Source organism: Streptomyces sp. NPDC015127, assembly GCF_043080095.1.
Lineage (GTDB): Bacteria > Actinomycetota > Actinomycetes > Streptomycetales > Streptomycetaceae > Streptomyces.
The window spans coordinates 278,799-301,358 of record NZ_JBIBVE010000013.1; the positions used below are offsets into that span (position 1 = coordinate 278,799).

Genomic DNA, 22,560 nt, shown 5'->3' on the forward strand with positions numbered 1-22,560 from the left:
CTGCCGGGACGGCCGGGCAGGGCCTCGATGCGCGCACGGTGGGGGTCGGAGACCGTCCGGCAGCCGTGGGACGCCGGGCGGCTCCCGGATCAGGCGTGGGAGGTGAGGACGGGCAGATAGCCGCCGGACTGTCCGGACGCCGTCGGGTGGTACGACTCGCTCATGTTGAACCAGTTGACGCTGTGCAGCCAGGCCGCGCCCGAGCAGATCTCGTGCCCGGTGAACGTACCGACGACGCTCCCGAAGGTGTATCCGTGGTCGGCCGCACGCTTGGCGGTCGCCGTGTTGAGGTAGTCGGCCGCCCCGTTGATGGCCGACCGCTTGGTCTCGCTCATACCGGCCGTGCAGCTGCCGTTGAGCTTGTAGAAGCGCGGGTAGCCGAGGACGACGACCCGGGCGACGGGCGCCTTGGCCCTGATCGCCGAGTACACCTGGTCGAGCTTGCCGGGCAGGGTCGTGTCGACGTAGCGCTTGGCCTCCTCGATCCTGGCCAGGCATTCGGCGTCGGAGCTGATGACGCAGGTGGTCATCACATCGGCGAAGCCCGCGTCGTTGCCGCCGACCGAGATGGAGACGAGGTCGGTCGCCGAGCTGAGCGGCCCGAGCTGACCGGCGGTCACATCACCGGTACGGGCGCCCGAGCAGGCGGTGAAGGAGAACGAGGAGGGCGCGTTGGCGGCGGCCCAGAGCCTCGGATAGGCGCGGGTGCTGCGCTTGCAGTTGCCGCTGGAGCTGTCGTAACTGCCCGCTCCCACACCGGAGGAGTAGGAGTCGCCGAGTGCCACGTAGTCCACGCCCTGGACGGTGGAATCGGCCTGCGCCGGGCCCGCTCCGGTGAGAGCGAGAACAGCGCCGAGGAGGAGTGAGGATGAGAATGCCGCGACTCGGGACAGTTTCATGGAACCTCCCTTGAGCAGGATCTCTGCCCCAACTTTCGTAGCAGCGGACCCAGTTGACGGGAAGTGTCCATGCCAAAGATGTTACTGACGGGTCATTGGAGGTCGCCTTGCGCCGCACCGGGCAAAACACGGTGCGGTGCCCCTAGCCGTGCCGGATCATGGGCGCATGTCTGCCAACCCGTATGACGCCCTGCCGATCCGGCTCAACGTCGACGACAGCGATTCGCCGTCGGACATCGTCGACGCGCTGTTCCTCGGCCGCTTCGCGGCGGGTGCGCAGCCGTACTCGCACAGTTCGACGATCGACCGCGTCAAGCCCGGCGCGACGCTGCTGCCGTCCACGGCGTCGGTGCTGCGCTCGGCCCGTGACGACGACCGCAGCGCCACGCTCGCCGAGGGCGAGGGGTGGACGCTGCTCATCTCGCGCTGGAACCGGGGCGCGGACGTCACGGTGACCGCCGTCAGTTCCGAGCTGGCCGAGAAGGTGCTGGACGAGGCGACGGAGGGCGCGGCCGACGAGCCCGAACCGCAGCCGGAGAACGTGACCATGGGCTTCTGGTACGTCTCACCCCGGCGCGGTCCGCACCGCACGACGCGCCAGATCTCCGCCGGCACCTGGGAGGAGATCCGGCCCAACTACACGGCACCGGTGGCCGACGCGATGGACCGGCTGATGAAGGTCACCCCGGACGACATCGCGGGCCGTCTGCTCCTGCTGCACGGCCCGCCCGGCACGGGCAAGACGTCGGCTCTGCGCACGCTGGCCCGGTCGTGGCGCGACTGGTGCCAGGTGGACTGCGTGCTGGATCCGGAGCGGCTGTTCAACGACGTCGGCTACCTGATGGACATCGCCATCGGCGAGGACGAGGGCACGGCGAAGGGCCGCTGGCGGCTGCTCCTGCTGGAGGACTGCGACGAGCTGATCCGCGGGGAGGCCCGGCACACGGCGGGCCAGGCGCTGTCCCGTCTGCTCAACCTGACGGACGGTCTGCTCGGCCAGGGCCGCAACGTCCTGGTCGGCGTCACGACCAACGAGGACCTGCAGCGCCTCCACCCGGCCGTGGTCCGCCCCGGCCGCTGCCTGGCCCGCATCGAGGTGGGCCCGCTGACGCACGGCGAGGCGCTGGCGTGGCTCGGCACGGACGAGGGTGTCGGTCGCGAGGGCGCGACGCTGGCTGAGCTGTTCGCCCTGCGCCGCGGGACGTCGCCGACGGCGGTCCCGTCCCAGTCGACGGGCACGGACGCGGGGCTGTACCTGTAGCGACTGCGGAGTGTCGGCTACGGACCCCGTACCGCGCTGCGCGCGGTGCCCTCAAAGGCCGGACGGGCTGCATACGCGGCCCCGCCGGCGTTTGAGGCGCGGGGGCCCGGGGGCGGAGCCCCGGCCTCTCGACGTCACTCCGCCCCGTCGTACACCGCGCGCAACCCCTCGCGCGCCGCCTCCAGTGCCGCCGCGTGCGAGAGCCCGAGGCGGCGCACCTCCGTGGCGTACGTCGCCGCGGCCGCCGCGGCCTGGCGGGCCGCCGCGTCGCCCGCCGCCGCGACGAACGTGCCGTTGCGGCCGCGGGTCTCGATCACGCCGTCGCCCTCGAGCGCCCGGTACGCCTTGGCCACGGTGTTGGCCGCGAGGCCCAGCTGCTCGGCCAGGCCGCGGACGGTGGGCAGCCGGTAGCCCACCGGCAGCTCGCCCGAGCGGGCCTGCTCGGAGATCTGGGCGCGGACCTGCTCGTACGGCGCGTCCGCGCCTGCCGTGTCGATGGTGATGTTCAAGGTCACGGCCCGATTCTCCCCCACCGGCTCGATATTGGGAGGCGCGGCGGGCGCGGCGCGACGTAGCGTTCGGACCCATGACTGTGTTCGTCCGTGATCTCCGTGCCGGCAGTCGCGAGGACGCGGAGGCCGTGACCCGGATCCGGCGTGCGGCCCTGCCGTTCGACGTGGGCACCCCCGAGTCGGTTCTCTTCGGCGTGCGCACCGCCAACCCGGCCAAGAAGTACCGGCTGCTGGTGGCCGAGAAGGACGGCGACGTCATCGGCATGTCGCATGTCGGCATCGCCTACGACGCCGCCGAGCCGGGGCTCTCCTTCGCGAACCCGGTCGTTCACCCCGACCACCGCGGGCAGGGCGCGGGAGGGCTGCTGCTGCGCACGGCCGAGGAGCATCTCGCCTCCCAGGGGGCCGTCTCCCTGTTCTCCTGGGTCGAGGACACCCCCGCGTGCCGGTCGTTCGCCGAACATCGCGGTTTCCGTCCCAGCCGCGCGGCGCACTTCCAGCGCCTCGACCTGGCGGCCGGGACGCTGCCGGAGCTGCCGCCCCTGCCGGCCGGCGTCGAGCTGCGGACGGCCGCGGACTACGAGGACGACCCGCGCCCGATGTTCGACGCGGACGCCGAGGCGACCTCCGACGAGCCGAGCGACGTCGGTGCCGACTTCACCGACTACGCGGACTGGATCCGCCACACCTGGGAGAACCCGCTGCTCGACCGCGCCTTGTCCACGGTCGTCGTCGTGGATGGCGAGATCGCGGCCTTCACCGCCGCCATGACCGACCGCGGGACGCGCTACCTGAGCGGCATGACGGGGACGATGCGCGCCCACCGGGGCAAGGGCTTCGCGAAGCTCGCCAAGACGGATTCACTGCGCCGGGCCAGGGAGGCCGGTTTCACGGACGCGTTCACCAGCAATGACGCGGACAACGGTCCGATGCTCGCGGTCAACCGGTGGTTCGGGTACGAGGTCTGCGCCTCGGAGGTCCGGCATGTCCGTGCGCTCGGCTGAGGTCCGTCTGGTCAAGGCCGGGGCGACGAAGATCCGTTACCCGGCGGAGCTGCTCCTGGACGACGGCACGCATGTGGTGGTGCGGGCTCCCTGGGCCGCGCCGGGGGTCCGCGACTTCGGCTTCGTGCGGTTCGAGCCGGGCGATGTGTTCACCGAGCACTACTGGCGCGACCGCTGGTACGCGGTGAAGGAGGTCCGCACGGGCTCGGGTGTGCTCAAGGGCTGGTACTGCGACATCGCCCGGCCCGCCGTGGTCGACGGTGGCGAGGTGGTCGTCGAGGACCTGGACCTGGATCTGTGGGTGTCGGCGGACGGGCGGACGGTCCTGCGGCTCGACGAGGACGAGTTCGCCGAGAGCGGTCTCGCCGACCGGGACCCGCGGGCGGCGGACGCGGCCGTGCGCGCTCTCGACGAGCTCGAACTCCTCGCGCGCCGCGGCTCTTTCAGCGACCTCCTCGGCTGAGCGGCAGCACCACGGCCCGGTCCTGCCCGTCCGCGTCGTACGCGACGGAGTCGCCGTCCTCGTGCCAGTGGACGACGAACCGCTCGCCCGCGCGGTAGGCCTCCAGCCCTGCCCGGCAGTAGGCGACCATGTCGTCGGGCAGGGCGTCCAGCCGGTGCCAGGCGATCTCGGAGCACTTGTCCGGCTCGCGGTTGTACGGCTCGCCACCCGCGCCGTGGTCCGCCTCGAAGAACCAGCCGGTGCGCGGCTGTCCGCCCGGGCCGCGGTGCTGCATCACCAGGGCGGCGCGCAGGTCACCGGGCGCCAGCTCGACGCCGATCTCCTCGGCCGCCTCGCGCACCATCGCGGCGCGCACGTCCTCGCCGTCCTCGACGTGGCCCGACGGTCCGTTCCACAGGCCGTCCGCGTAGCCCGTGTTCGCGCGGCGGGCGAGCAGCACCTCGTCGCCGCGGCGCAGCACGAGATGCACGTCGACCACCTCGGCGTGCCGGCGGGGCGGAGCGGTGTGCGCCACCAGTGCGTAGCGCTCGTCGTCGACGGGCCTGCCCCACAGGGCCGGATCCCGCGACAGGGGCTCGTGGTGGACCCGGTCCGTCAGCGGTGCAAGGGCCGCGGCGAGCCGCTCTGGGGGCAGCCCGTCACCGGCCCAGACGCCCTCGACGAGGACGAGCCGGCCGCCGGGCCGCAGGAGCGAGGCCCAGTGGCGCAGGGCGGCCTCGGGGTCGGGCAGCAGCCAGACGACGTGCCGGGCGAGGACGACGTCGAACCGGCGCTCCCCGACCGGGGGCCGGTCCGCCGCGCCTTCGAGGATCTCGGCGCCGGTGCCGGCGAGCTTGGCCCGTGCTCTGGTGACCATTTCGGGCGAGAGGTCCACGCCGGTCACCCGGTGGCCCTGCTCGGCGGCGAGGAGGCAGAGGCTGCCCGTGCCGCAGCCGAGGTCGAGCACGTCGGACGGGTGGGGCGGCAGCCACTGCCGCAGCCGCTCGGCCCATGCGCGCCGGACCCCGGGGTCCGTGAGGCCGTGGTCGGGATCCTGGTCGAACGTGGCCGCCAGGGCGTTCCAGTCGATCGTCGTCATGATCCGATCGTCGCAGCCACCACTGACAACGGGCCTGCGGCGGACAGCGGTTCAGGTCACCGGCTTGCGGTAGTGGATGCGATCGTAGGGGCCGTCGACGCGCCGCTCGACGACCTCGTAGCCGTAGCGCTCGTACAGCTTCTGGTTCTCCCACATCATCGCGTTGGTCAGCAGCCGGACCTCGGGCCGGCCGAGTTCCCGTGCGCGCTGTTCCACGAAGGCGAGCAGGCGGCGGCCGAGGCCCGTGCCCTGGGCATCGGGGTGGACGGCGATGTTGTCGAGACAGAGGTGGTCGGCCTCGGTCCGCAGGACCACGAGGCCGACCACCGGATCCCCGGCCACGAACACCCTTCCCGCTGCCACGTCGGCCGCGTGGTCGGCCTCCATCGGGGCCGGTACGAGACCGATCCGCTCGATGTAGTGGTGATAGGCCGCGTCGGTCACGGCCTTCACTCGCGGAACGTCGTCGGGCAGTGCGAGCCGGATGTCCTGTGTCATACCGACACGTTACGGCGGCGGACGATCACCTTCTTCAGCGCAGGCCAGGCCAGCAGGATCGCGATCACCGCGTACACGGTCACGGAGAAGGGGGTGTTGACCAGTCCCGTGACGCTGCCTTCGCTGATCTGCAGCGCGCGGCGCAGCTGCTGTTCGGCGGCCGGGCCGAGGATGACGCCGATCACCGCGGGCAGCACGGGCAGCCCGTAGCGGCGCATGCCCAGTCCGATGAGGCCGATGACGAGCAGGATCACCAGGTCCAGTGCCTCGCCGCCGACGGCGTACGCGCCGACCGCGGCGAAGAACAGGATGCCCGCGTAGAGGTACGGCCGCGGGATGCGCAGCAGCTTCGCCCAGACAGGTGCGAGCGGCAGGTTGAGCGCGAGGAGCAGCACCATGCCGACGAAGAGGGAGGCGATCAGGCCCCACACCAGGTCGGGCTCGCGCTCGAAGAGCAGCGGGCCGGGCTGGATGCCGTACTGCTGGAAGGCGGCCAGCATCACGGCGGCGACGGCGGTCGTCGGCAGGCCGAGCGTCAGCATCGACACGAGCGTGCCCGCGGCCGACGCGGATGCCGCCGACTCGGGGCCCGCGACACCCTCGATGGCGCCGCGGCCGAACTCGTCCTTGTGCTTGGAGAGCCGCTTCTCGGTCACGTAGGACAGGAAGGTCGGGATCTCCGCGCCGCCGGCCGGGATCGCGCCGAACGGGAAGCCGATGACCGGTCCGCGCAGCCATGCCTTCCAGGTGCGCTTCACATCGGACCGGCCCAGCCACGGGCGGCCGACGGGGATGGGCTCGCCCGTCGTGCGGCGCAGGTGGGCGGCGACCCACAGGGCCTCGCCGATCGCGAAGAGTCCGACGGCGACGATGACGACGTCGATGCCGTCCGCGAGCTGGAGCGAGCCGAACGTGAGGCGCTGCTGGCCGGTCATCTGGTCCAGGCCGACGAGACCGATGGTGAGGCCGATCAGCAGGGAGGCCAGTCCGCGGATGCGGGAGGAGCCGAGCACCGAGGTGACGGCGATGAAGGCCAGCACCATGATGGCGAAGTAGTCGGGCGCGCCGATGTCGACGGCGAGGTCGGCGACCGTGGGGGCGAGCGCGACGAGCAGGATCGTGCCGATCAGGCCGCCGGCGAAGTGGCCGACGGCGGCCGCGGCGAGTGCCTGGGCGCCCCGCCCGGCCTTCGCCATGGGGTTGCCCTCCAGCGCGGCGACGACGGCCGCGCTCTCGCCGGGGGTGTTGAGGAGGATGGACGTGGTCGAGCCGCCGAACATCGCGCCGTAGTAGATGCCGGCGAACATGATGAACGCGCCGGTCGGATCCAGTCCGTACGTCACGGGCAGCAGCAGTGCCACCGCCATGGCCGGGCCGATGCCGGGCAGGACGCCGATCGCGGTGCCGAGCAGCACGCCGATCGCGGCCCACAGCAGGTTCATCGGGGTCAGCGCGGTGCCGAAGCCGTCGAGTAGGGAGTTCAGGGAATCCATCAGAGCACTCCCATCAGCGGGCCGCCGGGCAGCGGGACGCCGAGCAGGTTGTTGAACACGAAGTAGGTGACCACGGACAGGACGGCGGCGATCAGCGGGTCGCGGTCGTGGTGCCGGCTGCCGAGCGCGAACGCGGCGCCCCAGAAGAGCAGCGCTCCGGCGACGGGGAAGCCGAGCGGGCCGATGAGTGCGGCGAAGGCGAGGAAGACGCCGCCGAGGAGCAGGACCGTGCGCCAGTCGCCGGGCTCGCTCAGGTCGATGTCCTCGCCGCCCTCGGCCTCGCCCCGGCCGCCGCGCAGGACGTCGACCGCGAGGAGGAGGGCGACGACGAGCAGGCCGGTGCCGACGACGACGGGGACGGTCTTCGGTCCCACGGGTCCGCGCTGGGCGATGTCGACGTTCATGGTCAGCGCGTCGGTCAGGACGAGGACGCCGATGACGAGGAGCAGCAGGCTCACGCCGAGCTCGAAGTGCTCGCGCAGCCAGGAGCGGCGGCCCTCGGCTCCGCGGTCGGCGGTGCGGGGGATGTCGGGTGCGCCGGCGCTCACAGTCCCAGCTCCTTCAGTACCGAGTCGACCTCGTCGTCCTGCTCCTTGAGGAAGTCGCCGAAGAGATCGCCGGTGAGGAAGGCGTCGTCCCAGCCGTTCTTCTTCAGGGAGTCCTTCCACTGCTTCGACTTGTGCAGCTCGGTGACGAGGTTGATGAGCTTGTCGCGCTCCGCGTCGCTCAGTCCGGGCGGGGCGACGATGCCGCGCCAGTTGGTGAAGTCGGTGTCGAGGCCGGCCTCGCGCAGGGTGGGGGCGTCGAGTCCGGGCACGCGCAGCGGACCGGTGACGGCCAGCAGCCGCAGCTCTCCGGACTTGATCTGGTCGAGGTACTCGCCGACGCCGGAGACCCCGAAGGCGACCTTGTTGCCGAGGATGGAGGCGAGCAGTTCGCCGCCGCCGTCGAAGGGGACGTAGTTGACGGACTTGGGCTCGATCCCGGCGGCCCGGGCCATCAGCATGGGCGCGAGGTGGTCGGGGCCGCCGGGCGAGGAGCCGCCGCCGACGGCCAGCTTGCCCGGGTTCTTCCGCCACGCGTCGAGGAGCTGGTCGATCGTCTTGTACGGGGAGTCCTTGGCGACCACCACGATGTCCTGCTCCTCGGTGAGCCGGGCGATCGGTGTGGTGTCGGCGAGGGTCTTGGGCGCCTTGTTGGTGTGCACGGCGCCGACGACGCCGAGGCCCATGGACATGGCGAGCTTGCCGTTGCCGTGCTCGCCGACGAGGCGGGTGAGTCCGACGGTGCCGCCGGCTCCGGGGAGGTTGAAGACCTCGACGCCGTGGGTGAGCCCGGCGTCCTCGGCGTTCTTGGCGGCGGTGCGGGCGGTGATGTCGTAGCCGCCCCCGGGGGTGTTGGGGACCATGAACCGCAGGCCGGGGATCTGGGTGCCGGTGTCGGTGCCGTCGTCCGTGGCGATCAGCGGCGGCACGGCGAACACCAGGAGCGCGGCCCCGAGCAGGGCGATGGAGGTGCGCAATCGCACGGGCGGGCCTCTCATGAGCGGTGGGCAGGAGCTGTGAGGTGGCCCACATGTTGCCTTCGTGTTAAGAAGCTGTCTCTCTTCCGGAATCAACGGACGTTGTGGTCCTTGTGGTCGCGGCCTAGCGTGGCGGCGTGACCAAGGTGCTGGTGGTGGACGACGACTTCATGGTCGCCAAGCTGCACAGCCGCTATGTGTCCGCGACGGAGGGCTTCACGGTCGTCGGAGTGGCCCACAGCGGTGCGGAGGCGCTGCGCGCCGCCGAGCGGCTGCGGCCCGATCTCGTGCTGCTCGACGTGTATCTGCCCGACATGGACGGGATCCGTGTGCTGCGCGAGCTGCGCGCGGCGGAGGCGGGCGACCCGGACCGGGTGAGCGCGGACGCCCTGTTCATCACGGCCGCCCGGGACGCCGCGGTGGTGCGTTCCGCGCTGCGGGCGGGGGCGCTGCACTATCTGATCAAGCCCTTCAACCAGGCGGCGCTCCAGGAGCAGCTGCGGCATGTGGCGTCGCTGCGGTCCCGTCTGGAGCGGCTGGACGAGGCGCGCCAGGAGGACGTGGACCAGATCTTCGGCACCCGGCCGCCGGGGTCGCGCGAACTGCCGAAGGGGCTGGCCCCGCACACGGCGGAGCTGGTCGAGCGGATCCTGCGCGACCACCCGGGCGACCTGTCGGCCTCGGAGTGCGCCGAGGCGGGCTCCCTGTCCCGGGTGAGTGCCCGCCGCTACCTGGAGTACTTCGCGGAGACGGGCCGCGCCGAGGTGACGCTGCGCTACGGGGGGACGGGCCGCCCGGAGCGCCGCTACCGCCGCGTGGGCTGACCGGACGTCGCCGGGGGCTGGTGCAGGCCGAAGGGGGAGCCCTGGTCGTCCTGGCAGAGCTGGAAGCGGCCGAACCGCGCGACGGACTCCTCGTCGCCGCTCAGGTCGGCGTCCTCGACCGTCCCGCCGAGCTCCCGGACCCGGGCGACCGCCGAGCGCATGTCGTCGACCCGGAAGAACACGTACGGGCTCGCGCCGAGGTCCCCGCCGTGCACCCCGCCGGGGACGCCGCCCGTGCGGATCGCGTAGCCGCCGCCCTCCGTCGTACCGGCCTCGAAGGTCCAGCCGAACAGGCCGCCGTAGAACGTCCGGGCCCGCTCGGAGTCGCCCACGCCCAGCTCGAAGAAGGAGATCTCCCCGGCCATCGCTCGCTCCCGGCATCGTGACGGACAGTGCCGGTCCCACGGTACGGCCGGGACCCGGGGGCCGCACGCGAGCGGGTGCCTTCCTGAGCGCTCTCTTAGCGTCACCTTAAAGCGAGCATAAGGATCGCCATCCCCCGCTCCCAGCAGGCGATTTCGCGGTGATCAGGGGCTAGCTTGCTGATCGCCGGGACCGGTTCGAGCAGTCGGCGCCGTAGTCCTACGGGGGGCCGCACCGCCCGCTCGAACCCGGTCCCGCCTCCCCCCACCGCCGCCATTCGAAGGAGAACGTCACCATGACCGCTCGCCGCAAGGCCGTCACGGTCGCCGCACTCGGTCTCGCGCCGGTCGCGCTGGCCGGTCTGGCCGTCGTTCCGGCCGCCGCCCACGGGTCGATGACGGATCCGGTCAGCCGGGTGTCCGCCTGTTTCGCCGAGGGACCGGAGAGTCCGGTGTCGCAGGCGTGCAAGGCGGCCGTCGCGGCGAGCGGCACGCAGGCGTTCTACGACTGGAACGAGGTCAACATCGCCAACGCCGCCGGCAACCACCGGCAGCTGATCCCGGACGGCGAGCTGTGCAGCGCGGGCCGTGACAAGTACAAGGGGCTCGACCTGCCCCGCGCCGACTGGCCGTCCTCGCCGCTCGCCTCGGGGAACCACACCTTCCGCTACAAGGCGACCGCTCCGCACAAGGGCACCTTCGAGCTGTATCTGACGAAGGACGGCTACGACCCGACGAAGCCGCTGAAGTGGTCCGACCTGGAGGAGAAGCCGTTCGCGAAGGTCACCGACCCGAAGCTGGAGAACGGCGCGTACGTCTTCGACGGCGTCGTGCCGAACCGGTCGGGGCGGCACCTGGTCTACTCGATCTGGCAGCGCTCGGACTCCCCCGAGGCCTTCTACACCTGCTCCGACGTGGTGTTCGGCAAGGAGAGCGGCGGCGCTCCGGCGCCGGCCGCCTCCGCGCCGTCGGACCAGGACATCGAGGACGGCGCGGACAGGTCGACGGTGGACCACGGCGGTCACGGCGGTGACGACCACGCGGAGGCGGCGGGTGCGGGCGCGCCCGCCGAGAAGCCCGATGAGAAGCCCGACGCGGCGCCGTCGCCCGCGCCCGCCGGCAGCGGGCCCGAGGCGAAGGGCGCCGGTACGCCGTCCGCCTCTGCCCCGCAGCCCTCGGGCGAGAACCTCGCGGAGACGGGTGGCGACAGCAGCACCGCGTACCTCACGATCGGCGGTGCGGCCGCTCTCGCGGTCGGTGCCGCGGCGCTGTTCGGTCTGGGCCGCCGCAGGCCGGCCCCGGCGGGCGGACGCCACAGCCGCTGAGACCCTCAGGCGCGAGGCTGCCGTCCGCTCGTGGGAGCGGGCGGCAGCCTTGTCCGTGGGTCAGCCGAAGACGGAGGCGCAGGTGGTGGGCTTCGCGTGTGCCGGGTCGAGCGCGTTCGCCACCTCGTGATAGGCGATCAGGTCGAACACGCCGATCGCGACGTGCTCGGACAGGTCGACGGGGCAGAGGTCCTGGAGCAGGACGTTGCGGACGTTCGGCCCGCTGAGGTACTGCGACTCGTAGGGCGTGACGACCTGGTCGTAGCGGGTGGCGATGACCGTGTAGCGCACGCCGGGGACGGTGTCGCCGCCCGCGTTGAGCTCGGTGAGGAAGGCGGATCCGGCGACCTGGTCGGCGAGTGCGGGGGTGTGCTCGCTCAGGAGGTCGCCGGCGCCGGGGAAGTAGGGCAGGAGCTTCGTGAGCCCGCCCAGGGTGGTGCCGTGGTTGCTCGGCGCGATGCCGACGAGGGCGTTCACCTTGTCGGCGCCGTCCAGGTACTTGAGGTAGTAGCGCGGCATCATGCCGCCCTGGGAGTGGCCGACGATGTCGGTCTCGGTGGCGCCGGTGGCGGCGAGGACCCGGTCGACGTAGGCGGAGAGCTGCTCCGCCGACGTGTCGACAGGGCCGAGGCCGTGGAAGAAGGGCACATCGGGCAGCTGCCCGTAGTCGAGGGAGAAGACGCAGTAGCCGCGCTTCACCAGGTACGGGGCGAGGGCGAGCCAGTTGTCGACGGAGTTGCCGAAGGTTCCGTGGACGAGGACGACGGGGCGGGGGTGGGCGGCGGAGGGCTTGCAGGTGTAGTCGTTCCAGCCACTGGTGGGGGCGGGGGCGGTGGATTCGGCGGTTGCGGTGGCGGCGGGGACGAGCGCGACGGCGACGGCCAGCATGAAGGCGGACAGTGGTCGGAGCGCACGTTTCCAAGGCAGCATCGATCGGTCTCCTTGCGGCTCAAGGGAGTTGCGATGGCTGAATGTTCTTGCCGTGCACACAACAACTTACGAACGGGTAACCGCAGGGGGAAGTGACGCGCCGGTAAAGACTGACTTTTCGTCAATACGGGGGCGGTCGCCGCTCTCTACGCGGCCAGCGACCCCGGCAGAACCGCCCTCGGACCGAACCTGGCACGGGCCCGGTCCGCCACGGCCTCGATCCGGCGCGCCCGCTCGTCGGCCGGGTCGAACGTCAGCTGCCGCGCGGCACGTTCGGCCGGCGTCAGGTCCTCGGCACGCAGCGACAGCCCGCGAACCCGCGCCCGCTGCAGACCGAGCGACGCGTGCAGGGCGTACGCGGTGCCGGCGAGTGCCGCGGAGTGGGCCGTCGGCTCGCGCAGGGTGCGGGTGCGGGTGGTCGTGGACCGGTCGGCGTAGCGCACGGTGAGGGACAGGGAACGGCACACCTGTTGCTCACCGCGCATCTGGGCACCGAGCTCCTCGGCGAGCGAGAGCAGTGCCCTGCGGTGCTGCGTCTGGTCCAACTCGTCCAGAGAGAAGCTCCGTTCGGCGGCGACCGAACGGGAGAGGGCACCCGGGACGACCGTCGTACGGTCGATGCCGCGCGCCCGCTCCCACACCTCGCGCCCCGCCCGCACGCCCAGGATCCGCTGGAGCACGGCGAGCGGCGCGCCGGCGACGCGTCCGGCGGAGTCGAGGCCGTAGGAGCCCAGGGTGCGGGCCGTCGCACGCCCCACGCCGTCGAGCGCGGCGACCGGCTTGTCCGCCAGGAAGGCGGCGGTCTCGTCCTCCGGCACCACCAGGGTCGTACCGGGAACGGCCTCCCGCGCCGCCATCCGGGCGAGCATCGGGCCGGGGCCGGCGCCGATGACGCAGTCCACCCCGCAGTGCGCCAGCGCCCTCACCCGCAGCAGCGAGGCGAGCTCGGCCGTGTCCCGGCCGAAGTACCGCTCCGCGCCCCGGACGTCGACGAGCGCGGCATCGGGCGGCAGCGCCTGGACGACGGGGCTGATGTCCCCGGCCACACCGAGCAGGGCGGGCAGCATCGCCTCGGGCCCGGCCTCTTCGGGCGCCGGGGGCAGCAGGAAACGTACGTAGAGGATCATCCGGCGCTCCCCGGGCTCTGGTGCCACAGCTTCCTTCCGGTGGCGGCCACCTCACCGGCCGGCCGCAGGTCGGCCCACGGGTTCATCTCGTAGCCCGTCGGCAGCTGGATCCGGCGGCCGCCCGCGGCGTCGTCGCCGTCGGGCTGCGCGGCCGGAGCCGCCAGCCGGGCCGCGACCGCGTCGAGGCCGCCGGTGCGGCGCAGTTCCGCCAGTTCGGCCAGGTTCCAGGCCGCCGCGCCCACCACGCTGAGGCTGCGCGGTCCGCGCCGCTGCACCACTCCGCGGACCAGCAGCAGCCAGGAGTGGAAGACGGTGTGGGCGCAGGCGGCGTGGCTGTCGTCGAAGAAGGCGAGGTCGACCAGGCCGGTGCCGTCGTCGAGCGTGGTGAAGATGACCCGCCTGCCGGACCGGATCGGCGGCGTCTGGGTGGCCGCCTTGGCACCCGCGACGAGCACCGTCTGACCGTGCCGTGCGTCGCGCAGCCGCTGCGCGGAGAGCACGCCCAGCTCGGCCAGGAAGGCGTGGTGATCCTCCATCAGGTGACGGGAGGCGTCCATGCCGAGCACGCCCAGCTCGGCACTGAGGCGTTCCGCGTCACCGAGGTCGGGCAGGCCGACGGAAGCGGTCTTCTCCCCCTGGGCGAGCGGGAGCTGGCTGCCGTACGACGCCGGTCCGCGTCCGCCGCGGTGCAGTTCGGCGAGGTGCAGCAGCAGGTCGCGGCGGTTGGCGCCGAAGGCGTCGAGGGCGCCGACCTGGGCGAGCCGTTCGGCGACGGGCCGGCCCGGGCGGGCGCGCTGCCAGAAGTCCAGGAGGGAGGAGTAGGGCTGCCCGGCCTCGATGCGGGCCTTCTCGGCCTCGCTGATGCCGTGGACGTCCGCGAGGGCGAGCCGCAGACCCCATCTCCCGGAAGCCTTGCCACCCTTCTCCCCAGACACCAGTTCGATTCGATGGGCGGCGCCCGACCGGTTCACGTCCAACGGCAGAACGGGCACCCCGCGCCGCCGCGCGTCCGCCAGCAGCAGCCGCTTCGGATACATCCCGGGGTCGTGCGTGAGCAGCCCGGCGAAGAAGGCCGCCGGGTGGTGCGCCTTGAGCCAGGCCGACTGGTACGTGGGCACCGCGAAGGCGACCGCGTGCGCCTTGCAGAAGCCGTACGAGCCGAACGCCTCGACGATCTCCCAGGTGCGGGCGATCACGTCGGGCCCGTACCCCTTCGCCCCGGCGCGCTGTGCGAACCAGACCTTGATCCTGCCCTGCGACTCGGGGTCGGAGAGCCCGCGCCGCACCCGGTCGGCCTCGTCCCGGCCGCAGCCGGTCATGATGTTCACGATCTCGATGATCTGCTCGTGGAAGACGACCACCCCGTACGTGTCCTTCAGCGGCCCCTCCAGGTCGGGATGCGGGTAGCGGACGGGCGCACGGCCGTGCCGGGCCTCGATGAACGGCCGGACCATGTCGGCCGCGACAGGCCCCGGGCGGAACAGCGAGATGTCGACGACCAGGTCGTGGAAGTTCTCCGGCTGCAGCCGTCCGACCAGGTCGCGCTGGCCCGGGGACTCGATCTGGAAGCAGCCCAGCGTCTCGGTCGACCTGATGAGCCGGTAGGTGTCCGGGTCCCCGGGCGGCAGGGAGTCGAGGTCGACCTTCTCCCCCGTCGCCCGGCGCATCTCGGCGACCGCGTGCGCCATCGCCGACTGCATCCGCACGCCGAGGACGTCGAGCTTGAGCAGCCCGAGCCTCTCCACGTCGTCCTTGTCGAACTGCGACATGGGGAAGCCCTCGCCGCTCGTGGGCACCACCGGGGTGCGGGCGAGCAGCGAGGAGTCGGAGAGCAGCACTCCGCACGGGTGCATGGCGACGCCGCGCGGCAGCGCGTCCAGCGCCTCGACCAGCTCCCACAGCCGTCCGCGCTCCTTCAGCTCCTTCGCGACGGGCTGGAGTTCGGGCAGCTCGTCGAGCGCGGCGCGGGCGTCGCGGGCCCGGATGTGCGGGAAGGACTTGGCGATCCGGTCGATCTCGGCCGGGTCCATGGACAGGGCCGCGCCCACGTCGCGTACGGCATGACGCACCCGGTAGGTCTCGGGCATGGCGACGGTCGCGACCCGCTCCTCGCCGAAGCGGCCGATGATCGCGCGGTAGACGTCGAGACGGCGGGCGGACTCGACGTCGATGTCGATGTCGGGCAGCACGCGCCGGCGCTTGGACAGGAAGCGCTCCATCAGCAGCCCGTGCTCGACCGGGTCGGCGTGCGCGATGCCGATGAGGTGGTTGACGAGGGACCCGGCCCCGGAGCCGCGCGCGGCGACCCGTACGCCCATCTTCCGTACGTCGTCGACCACCTGGGCGACCGTCAGGAAGTACGAGGCGAATCCGTGGTGGGCGATGATGTCCAGCTCGTGGTGCATGCGCTCCCAGTAGGCGCGCCGGCCGTCGTAGCCGTGCAGCACCATGCCGGCCGCGGCACGGGAGGCGAGCACCCGCTGCGCGGTGCGGTGCTCCGCGCCGACGAGGCGGGGCTCCGGGAAGTGCACACTGTCCAGCCCCAGATCGTCCTCGGGATCGACCAGGCAGGCCGCGGCCGTCTCCTCGGTCATGGCGAGCAGCCGGAGCGCGGTGTCGCGCCGGAACCCCGCGGCCTCGGCGACCCGCTCGGCGGCATGGGCCATGGCGGCCGGGCCCTTGAGCCAGCGCTCGCCGCTGTCGAGTCCTTTGCGCGGGTCCACGGGCACGAGCAGGCGGGCCGAGTCGAGGATGTCGGCGACCGGGCCCTGGCCGGGATCCGCGTACCGGACGGCATTGGTCAGGACGGCCCGTACGCCCTGGTCGGCAGCGAGGCCGAGGGTTCGGGCGGCATGCCGCAGCGAGCCGGGTCCGGTACCGGTGCGGCCGTGGTGGACGACCTCCAGGCACAGCCGGTCGCCGTACCGCTCCCGCCACGGGGCGAGCAGCCCGGCGGCGCGGTCGGGGCGGCCCGCGGCGAGCGCGCGCCCGACCTCGGAGGAGGGACCGAGGAGCACCGTCAGTCCGTCGCCGTGGTTGTCCTGCCACGGCAGCAGCGGGCTCTCCCGGTCGGCCGCATGGGCGGCGGTGATCATCCGGCACAGCTCGGCCCAGCCCTGGCGGGAGCGGGCGAGGAAGACGGTCCGGGGCGCCGATTCGTCGACGAACGCGCCTCCGCGGGCCGGTGTGCGGCGGCGCTCGGCGGGCCCCTTCCGGTGCTCGCGCTCCCCCACCGCGAGGTCCACACCGAACAGCGGCCGTACGCCGGCGCCGGAGCACGCCTCGGCGAAGCGGACCGTCCCCGCGAGGGTGTCGCGGTCCGTCAGCGCGAGGGCGTCCATGCCCCGCTCGGCAGCGCACTCGGCAAGCCGCTCCGGGTGAGAGGCCCCGTGGCGCACGGAGAACCCGGAAACGGTGTGCAGATGCGTGAAGCCCGGCATCCGCACCTCCTGGATCAGCCCGTCTCACCTCCCCTGTCCTTTCCACCATAGACCAATTTTCGAACACTCGTACGACACATGCCGGCCGTACTCGCACCCGGCCGCCGATCAGCCATTCGGCCCCGTCCCACCTGCGGGAACACGGGGTCCCGCCGAGCGTTGGGCCATGGCACAGACATACGACGGACCCCCCGGCGAGGGCTCTCCCAGCGGCGCCCGCACAGGTCTCCTCGGCGAGATCAAGGACGCGGTGAGCGTGCGGGCCGCGCTTCTGGTCATCGGGGTGCTGGCGCTCCAGGTCGCCTTCGTCACGTCGTACATCGGCGCCTTCCACAAGCCCGAGCCGCATGAGATCGCGCTGGCGGTCGTGACCCCGGCGACGCGGATCACCGACCAGGCCGTGCAGCGGCTCGATGCGCTGCCCGGCGACCCGCTCGATCCGCGGGCCGCCCGGGACGAGGCGACCGCGCGCCGGCAGATCCAGAACCGCGAGGTGGACGGGGCCCTGATCGTCGACCCGCGCGGCTCCACCGACCGGCTGCTCGTCGCGGGCGGCGCGGGCGCGTCGCTCTCCCAGGCGCTCACCGCGGTCGTCACGGCCACCGAAGGCGCAGGGGCGGGGGCTGCGGGTCGTGGACGTGGTCCCCGACTCGCCGGGCGACGCCCGCGGGCTCTCCTCGTTCTACCTGGTGGTGGGGTGGTGCCTGGGCGGCTACCTGTGCGCGGCGAGCCTCGCGATCAGCGCGGGCGCCCGGCCCGCCGACGGAACCCGCGCGTTGATCCGGCTCGGGGTCCTGCTGCTGTACGCGATCGCCGCGGGGCTGCTCGGTGCGGTGATCGCGGGCCCGGTCCTGGACGCGCTGCCGGGCAGCGTGGCGGCGCTGTGGGGCCTCGGCACGCTGCTGGTCTTCGCGGTCGGGGCGATTACTCTCGCGCTGCAGGGCCTGGCAGGGGTCGTCGGCATCGGCCTGGCGATCCTGCTGGTCGTCGTCCTCGGCAACCCGAGCGCGGGCGGCGCCTATCCGTATCCCCTGCTGCCGCCGTTCTGGCGGTCGATCGGCCCGGCACTCCCACCGGGCGCGGGCACGTTCGCCGCGCGCTCGATCGCGTACTTCCGTGGGAACGGCGCGGCGGGCCCGATGTGGGTGCTGTCGGCGTGGGCGGCGGGCGGAACGGCGGTGACGCTCGCCTGCGCGACGCTGCGCCGCCGTACGGCGCATGCGGCCTGAACGGGTCCTCTCCCCTACCCCGCCCCTTCCCGAACCCGGAGCTCCGGCCCGGACCCCATGCCCCTGCGCCCAGCCGGGCGGGGGCGCGGGGGCGGGCTTCGCCGCGGGCGGCCGCGTAGGCGGGCTGATGCCGCGCCGGCGAAATCCAGCCCCGCCGGCGCTTGAAGCGCGGGGCTCGGGGGCAGAGCCCCGACGAGCGGGCCCACGCATGGGGCCGGGGGCAGCGGCCCCGACAAGGGGGACGACGCGCAAAAGGGCCCGGGGGCAGCGCCCCCGGGCCCCTGAAAGCGCGTCAGCCGATTTCCGCGCCGAACGTCGACAGCGCCTCCGTCACCGGCTGGAAGAACGTCTCGCCGCCCGACGAGCAGTCCCCGCTGCCGCCCGACGTCAGACCGATCGCCGTGTCGCCCGCGAAGAGCGAGCCGCCGCTGTCGCCCGGCTCGGCGCAGACCGTGGTCTGGATGAGGCCCTCGACCACGTCGCCGTTGCCGTAGTTCACGGTCGCATCGAGTGCAGTGACCTCACCGTCGTGGACCTGCGTCGTGGAGCCGCTGCGCTGCACCTGCATGCCGACGGTCGCGTCACCCGCCTTGGTGATGGCCTGCGCGCTGCCGTTGTAGAGGTTGACCTCGCTCGGGTGCGGGGCGTCCCCGTCGTACTTCACCAGCGCGAAGTCGTTGCCGGGGAACTGCGAGTCGACCATCGTGCCGATGGCCGCGCCGCCCGCCGAGTCCGACCACTGGCTGCCGGACTGGCCGCAGTGTCCGGCGGTGATGAAGTGCGGCGCACCGTCCTTGACGACGTTGAAGCCGAGGGAGCAGCGCCCGCCGCCCGAGTGGATCGCGTCGCCGCCGGCGATGAACGGCTTGAACTCCCCTGCGGTCCGCTTGAGTTCGGCCTTGGCACCCAGGCCCTTGACGACCTCCTGCAGCTTGGTCAGTTCGGCGCCGCCCACCGTGCGGTCCGCCGTGACCACCAGCTTGTTGGTGACCGGGTCGGTCGCCCAGGAGGTGCCCGGGATGCGCGCCTTGTCGGCCAGCGTCTGCCGGGCGCCCGTCAGTTCGGCGAGCGTGTTCTCGACGATGCGGGCCTTGCCGCCCGCCTCGCGCACGGTCTGCGCGGCGTCCTCGGAGAGGACGTTGACCACCAGGGCCTTGGCCTCGGCGTCGTAGTAGGCCCCGGCGCTGTCGTTGCCCAGGTCCTCGGTCAGCGAGACGGCGAGCGTCCCCGCCGCCGGCGCGGTCAGGGACTTCAGGGTGAACTGCTCGGTGCTGTCGCTGGCGTTCGCACTCTGGAACGTGACACCCGCGGCGACCAGGGCGACGACCGCGCCGCCCGCCACAGCCGCTTTTCTCCTGGGTATGCGACGGTGCTTCAAGACATGACCTCCTGTGGGGGCCGCGCCCGGACAAGTGGGGTGCCCGGACACGGAGGATGGGGCGCCCACTATTCCGAGGCGTCGCACTCGCACACAAGGCCGACTCTTGGACGGGCACACGACAACTCGCGTGCGTTCACAGCCTCTTCACAGGAGCGGGACCCCGCCCACCCGCCGGCTCAGCTCACCGGCCGTGCGCGCGACCTGTTCGGCGATGCGCTCGCGCTGCTCCGCGTCCACCTCGTCGGCCGGGAACGTCACCGCAACGCCCGCGATGGGATGGGCGGTGTGGTCGAGCACGGGCGCGGCGACCGAGGAGAAGCCACGCGTGACCTCGCCCTCCTCCGTCGCGTATCCCCGGCGCCGCACCTCGACCAGGAGGGTGCGCAGCGCGGACAGGGACCTCGGGCCCGACTCGTTGCGCATCACGAAGGCGGACGGGTCGGGAAACAAGGCCCGGACCTGGGCCTGGGCCAGCCGGGCGAGCATCGCCCGGCCGCTGGCCGTCAGGTGCGCCGGGAGCCGGACGCCCACTTCGGTCACCAAGGGGGCACGGCCGGGGGCCCGTTCCTCGATGACGTAGATGACCTCGCGGCCGTGCAGGACCGCGAGGTGCGCACTGTGCCCCGTCCGGTCGACGAGCGCGGCCAGCGGTACCCGGGCCAGCCGCTGGAAGGGAGCCTGACGGCTGTAGCCGGAGCCGAGTTCGAAGGCGCTGACGCCCAGCCCGTAACGGCGTTCCTCGGCGAGGTGCACCACGAACCCCTCGCGCACGAGGGTGTCGAGGAGGTGATACGTCGTCGAACGGGGCAGCCCGACGTCCCGGCTGATGGCCGCCGCCTGCACCGGACCGGCCTGCCGGGCGAGGTAGCGCAGGACCGCCAGCACCTGCGCGGCGGCGGGAACGATCGACATGCCGCGACGCTACCGCGCCCGGCGACCGCGAAGCTCCCCCGGCCCTGGGCCCGGCCCCCACGGAGCGCTCCCGCCCCCGGCACGCCCTCGGCGGGAAACACCCCGGGACGCCCCCGGCGCGAAGCTCCCCCGGCCCCGCTCCGGTCCCTGGACCCCCGTTCCGGCCCCGGGGGCGATTCGTCCGGGTCTCCGGGCCCGATGAAACCCCTCGGACCCGTCTGGTCACCCAGACTCAATGTCTTGGATCCCAGACACACCCTCCCCGCCGGCCATGGTGGCACCGCTGCGACCTCGTGCTTCATGGAGGCATGGCAAATGTTCTCGTAGACGTCGGCGCGCTGTCCGCCGACGATGTCGTGTCCGTCGCCCGCCACGGGACCACCGTGTCCCTGTCGCCCGCGGCGCAGGACGCGATCACCCAGAGCCGCAAGGTGATCGAGTCCCTCGCCGACGACACGACCCCGCACTACGGTGTGTCGACCGGCTTCGGCGCGCTCGCCACCCGGCACATCCCCACCGAACTGCGCGCACAGCTTCAGCGCAGCCTCGTCCGCTCGCACGCCGCCGGCACCGGCGCCGAGGTCGAGCGCGAGGTCGTCCGCGCGCTGATGCTGCTCCGTCTGTCGACCCTCGCCACGGGCCGCACCGGCGTCCGGCTGGAGACCGCGCAGGCGTACGCCGCGCTGCTCAACGCCGGTATCACCCCGGTCGTGCACGAGTACGGCTCCCTCGGCTGCTCCGGCGACCTCGCTCCCCTCGCCCACTGTGCGCTCGCCGTCATGGGCGAGGGCGACGTGCGGGACGCCGACGGTGTGCTGCGCCCCGCGGCCGAGGCGCTGGCCGCGGCCGGCATCGAGCCCGTCGTGCTGCGCGAGAAGGAGGGCCTGGCGCTCATCAACGGCACGGACGGCATGCTCGGCATGCTGATCCTCGCCTGCCACGACCTGCGCCGGCTGCTCGCCACCGCGGACATCGGCGCCGCCATGAGCGTCGAGGGCCAGCTCGGCACCGACGCCGTCTTCGCCGCCGACCTCCAGGCCCTGCGCCCCCACCCCGGCCAGGCGGACAGCGCGGCCAATCTGCGGGCCCTGCTCGCCGGGTCCGCGATCGTCGCGAGCCACCGCGGCCCCGAGTGCACGCGGGTGCAGGACGCGTACTCGCTGCGCTGCTCCCCGCAAGTCCACGGCGCTGCACGCGACACCACGGCGTATGCCGCGCTCGTGGCCTCCCGCGAGCTGGCGAGCGCCGTCGACAACCCGGTGGTGACCCACGACGGGCGGGTGGAGAGCAACGGAAACTTCCACGGCGCCCCCGTCGCATGCGTCCTGGACTTCCTCGCCATCTCGGTCGCCGACGTCGCCTCGGTCGCCGAGCGGCGCACGGACCGCTTCCTCGACGTGGCGCGCAACCACGGTCTGAACGCGTTCCTCGCCGACGACCCCGGGGTGGACTCGGGCCACATGATCGCCCAGTACACGCAGGCGGCCATCGTCTCGGAGCTCAAGCGTCTTGCCGCCCCCGCGTCCGTCGACTCCATCCCCTCCAGCGCCATGCAGGAGGACCACGTCTCGATGGGGTGGTCCGCGGCCCGCAAGCTGCGCCGCGCCATCGACGGCCTCACCCGGGTCATCGCCGTGGAACTCCTCACGGCCGCCCGCGCCCTCGATCTGCGCGCCCCGCTGGCGCCCGCGCCGGCCACGGCCGCCGTCGTCGCGGAACTCCGCCGGGACGTGCCGGGACCGGGCACCGACCGCTACCTCGCCCCCGAGATCGAGGCGGCCGTCCGCTGCGTCGCCTCCGGCCGTGCGCTGGCCGCCGCCGAAGCCGTCACCGGCCCCCTCGTCTGACCACCCGTCATATCCCGCATCCACGGAAGGAACACCATGTCGGAAGGCGCACGTCCCGTCCGCTCAGCGCGCGGCAGCACTCTCACCACCCTGGGTTGGCAGCAGGAGGCCGCGTTGCGGATGCTGCAGAACAATCTGGATCCGGAGGTGGCGGAGCACCCGGACAAGCTGGTGGTGTACGGCGGTACGGGCAAGGCGGCGCGGGACTGGCGGTCGTTCGACGCGATGGTGCGCACGCTGCGCACGCTGAAGCAGGACGAGACGATGCTGGTGCAGTCGGGCCGCCCGGTGGGGGTGATGCAGACGCACGAGTGGGCGCCGCGGGTGCTGATCGCGAACTCGAACCTGGTGGGCGACTGGCGAACTGGGAGGAGTTCCGGCGTCTGGAGCAGCTGGGTCTGACCATGTACGGGCAGATGACGGCCGGTTCGTGGATCTACATCGGCACGCAGG

General features: G+C 72.7%; 19 protein-coding genes and 2 pseudogenes. 8 read left to right on the forward strand and 13 right to left on the reverse strand.

What is annotated here, in order from left to right:
* Nucleotides 1-89: 89 nt before the first annotated feature.
* Nucleotides 90-899 (reverse strand): SGNH/GDSL hydrolase family protein, encoded by an 810-nt coding sequence (locus tag ACF08N_RS26295; protein ID WP_392327137.1) that lies wholly within the window; start codon nt 897-899, stop codon nt 90-92.
* Between the two features lie 166 nt (nt 900-1,065).
* Between ACF08N_RS26295 and ACF08N_RS26300 the strand changes: the two genes are divergently transcribed.
* A complete protein-coding gene (locus ACF08N_RS26300) occupies nt 1,066-2,160 on the forward strand; it encodes a DUF5925 domain-containing protein (protein ID WP_392327138.1) in 1,095 nt (364 codons plus the stop codon).
* A 134-nt stretch (nt 2,161-2,294) separates the two neighbouring features.
* Here the strand turns inward: ACF08N_RS26300 and ACF08N_RS26305 are convergent, their stop codons facing one another.
* Nucleotides 2,295-2,675 (reverse strand): GntR family transcriptional regulator, encoded by a 381-nt coding sequence (locus ACF08N_RS26305; RefSeq protein WP_392327139.1) that lies wholly within the window; start codon nt 2,673-2,675, stop codon nt 2,295-2,297.
* Nucleotides 2,676-2,746: 71 nt separating this feature from the next.
* Here ACF08N_RS26305 and ACF08N_RS26310 point away from each other — a divergent pair, with 71 nt between their 5' ends.
* Together ACF08N_RS26310 and ACF08N_RS26315 are read left to right on the forward strand one after the other, a co-directional pair.
* Nucleotides 2,747-3,676: a GNAT family N-acetyltransferase gene (locus ACF08N_RS26310; RefSeq protein ID WP_392327140.1), complete on the forward strand. Its 930-nt coding sequence runs from the start codon at nt 2,747-2,749 to the stop codon at nt 3,674-3,676.
* On the forward strand, nt 3,657-4,139 hold the full coding sequence (locus ACF08N_RS26315) for a DUF402 domain-containing protein (RefSeq protein ID WP_392327141.1): 483 nt from the start codon (nt 3,657-3,659) through the stop codon (nt 4,137-4,139). The genes ACF08N_RS26310 and ACF08N_RS26315 overlap by 20 nt, the downstream gene beginning before the upstream one ends.
* On the opposite strand, the gene ACF08N_RS26320 is transcribed toward ACF08N_RS26315, so the two are convergent.
* From ACF08N_RS26320 to ACF08N_RS26340, 5 genes are read right to left on the reverse strand one after another with little or no spacing between them, the layout of a single operon-like run.
* Entirely contained in the window at nt 4,120-5,217 is a 1,098-nt protein-coding gene (locus ACF08N_RS26320) for a methyltransferase domain-containing protein (protein WP_392327142.1), read from the reverse strand. The genes ACF08N_RS26315 and ACF08N_RS26320 overlap by 20 nt on opposite strands.
* A gap of 51 nt (nt 5,218-5,268) precedes the next feature.
* Nucleotides 5,269-5,715, reverse strand: a complete 447-nt coding sequence (locus ACF08N_RS26325; protein ID WP_392327143.1) for a GNAT family N-acetyltransferase — start codon at nt 5,713-5,715, stop codon at nt 5,269-5,271.
* Nucleotides 5,712-7,208: a tripartite tricarboxylate transporter permease gene (locus tag ACF08N_RS26330; RefSeq protein WP_392327144.1), complete on the reverse strand. Its 1,497-nt coding sequence runs from the start codon at nt 7,206-7,208 to the stop codon at nt 5,712-5,714. Before ACF08N_RS26330 ends, ACF08N_RS26325 begins: the two co-directional genes overlap by 4 nt.
* Nucleotides 7,208-7,756, reverse strand: coding sequence for a tripartite tricarboxylate transporter TctB family protein (locus ACF08N_RS26335; protein WP_392327145.1), 549 nt, complete (start codon nt 7,754-7,756; stop codon nt 7,208-7,210). The genes ACF08N_RS26330 and ACF08N_RS26335 overlap by 1 nt, the downstream gene beginning before the upstream one ends.
* A complete protein-coding gene (locus ACF08N_RS26340) occupies nt 7,753-8,736 on the reverse strand; it encodes a Bug family tripartite tricarboxylate transporter substrate binding protein (RefSeq protein ID WP_392327146.1) in 984 nt (327 codons plus the stop codon). Before ACF08N_RS26340 ends, ACF08N_RS26335 begins: the two co-directional genes overlap by 4 nt.
* A 131-nt stretch (nt 8,737-8,867) precedes the next feature.
* Here ACF08N_RS26340 and ACF08N_RS26345 point away from each other — a divergent pair, with 131 nt between their 5' ends.
* Nucleotides 8,868-9,554 (forward strand): response regulator, encoded by a 687-nt coding sequence (locus tag ACF08N_RS26345; protein ID WP_392327147.1) that lies wholly within the window; start codon nt 8,868-8,870, stop codon nt 9,552-9,554.
* Here the strand turns inward: ACF08N_RS26345 and ACF08N_RS26350 are convergent.
* Nucleotides 9,536-9,919, reverse strand: coding sequence for a VOC family protein (locus ACF08N_RS26350; RefSeq protein WP_392327148.1), 384 nt, complete (start codon nt 9,917-9,919; stop codon nt 9,536-9,538). The genes ACF08N_RS26345 and ACF08N_RS26350 overlap by 19 nt on opposite strands.
* Before the next feature lie 293 nt (nt 9,920-10,212).
* Here ACF08N_RS26350 and ACF08N_RS26355 point away from each other — a divergent pair, with 293 nt between their 5' ends.
* Complete coding sequence (locus ACF08N_RS26355) at nt 10,213-11,241, forward strand: lytic polysaccharide monooxygenase (protein WP_392327149.1); 1,029 nt, start codon at nt 10,213-10,215, stop codon at nt 11,239-11,241.
* Nucleotides 11,242-11,301: 60 nt separating this feature from the next.
* Here the strand turns inward: ACF08N_RS26355 and ACF08N_RS26360 are convergent, their stop codons facing one another.
* The 3 genes from ACF08N_RS26360 to ACF08N_RS26370 all read right to left on the reverse strand — a co-directional run bounded on the left by ACF08N_RS26360 (nt 11,302) and on the right by ACF08N_RS26370 (nt 16,738).
* Nucleotides 11,302-12,171 carry an esterase/lipase family protein gene (locus ACF08N_RS26360; protein WP_392327150.1) on the reverse strand — a complete coding sequence of 290 codons (870 nt, stop codon included), beginning with the start codon at nt 12,169-12,171 and terminating at the stop codon, nt 11,302-11,304.
* Between the two features lie 146 nt (nt 12,172-12,317).
* The gene (locus tag ACF08N_RS26365) at nt 12,318-13,298 is read right to left on the reverse strand and encodes a hypothetical protein (RefSeq protein ID WP_392327151.1); all 981 of its coding nucleotides are present in this window, start codon (nt 13,296-13,298) and stop codon (nt 12,318-12,320) included.
* Entirely contained in the window at nt 13,295-16,738 is a 3,444-nt protein-coding gene (locus tag ACF08N_RS26370) for a DNA polymerase III subunit alpha (RefSeq protein WP_392327152.1), read from the reverse strand. The genes ACF08N_RS26365 and ACF08N_RS26370 overlap by 4 nt, the downstream gene beginning before the upstream one ends.
* Before the next feature lie 166 nt (nt 16,739-16,904).
* Between ACF08N_RS26370 and ACF08N_RS26375 the strand changes: the two are divergent.
* Nucleotides 16,905-17,967: pseudogene (locus ACF08N_RS26375) on the forward strand (DUF3533 domain-containing protein).
* A gap of 292 nt (nt 17,968-18,259) precedes the next feature.
* Here ACF08N_RS26375 and ACF08N_RS26380 read toward each other — a convergent pair.
* Together ACF08N_RS26380 and ACF08N_RS26385 are read right to left on the reverse strand one after the other, a co-directional pair.
* On the reverse strand, nt 18,260-19,345 hold the full coding sequence (locus ACF08N_RS26380) for a S1 family peptidase (RefSeq protein ID WP_392327153.1): 1,086 nt from the start codon (nt 19,343-19,345) through the stop codon (nt 18,260-18,262).
* Nucleotides 19,346-19,492: 147 nt separating this feature from the next.
* On the reverse strand, nt 19,493-20,260 hold the full coding sequence (locus ACF08N_RS26385) for an IclR family transcriptional regulator (protein WP_392327154.1): 768 nt from the start codon (nt 20,258-20,260) through the stop codon (nt 19,493-19,495).
* Between the two features lie 308 nt (nt 20,261-20,568).
* On the opposite strand from ACF08N_RS26385, the gene hutH reads away from it, so the two are divergent.
* Together hutH and ACF08N_RS26395 are read left to right on the forward strand one after the other, a co-directional pair.
* Nucleotides 20,569-22,107 carry a histidine ammonia-lyase gene (hutH, locus tag ACF08N_RS26390; RefSeq protein WP_392327155.1) on the forward strand — a complete coding sequence of 513 codons (1,539 nt, stop codon included), beginning with the start codon at nt 20,569-20,571 and terminating at the stop codon, nt 22,105-22,107.
* Nucleotides 22,108-22,143: 36 nt separating this feature from the next.
* Nucleotides 22,144-22,560 (forward strand): annotated as a pseudogene (locus ACF08N_RS26395) (urocanate hydratase); the annotation flags it as partial.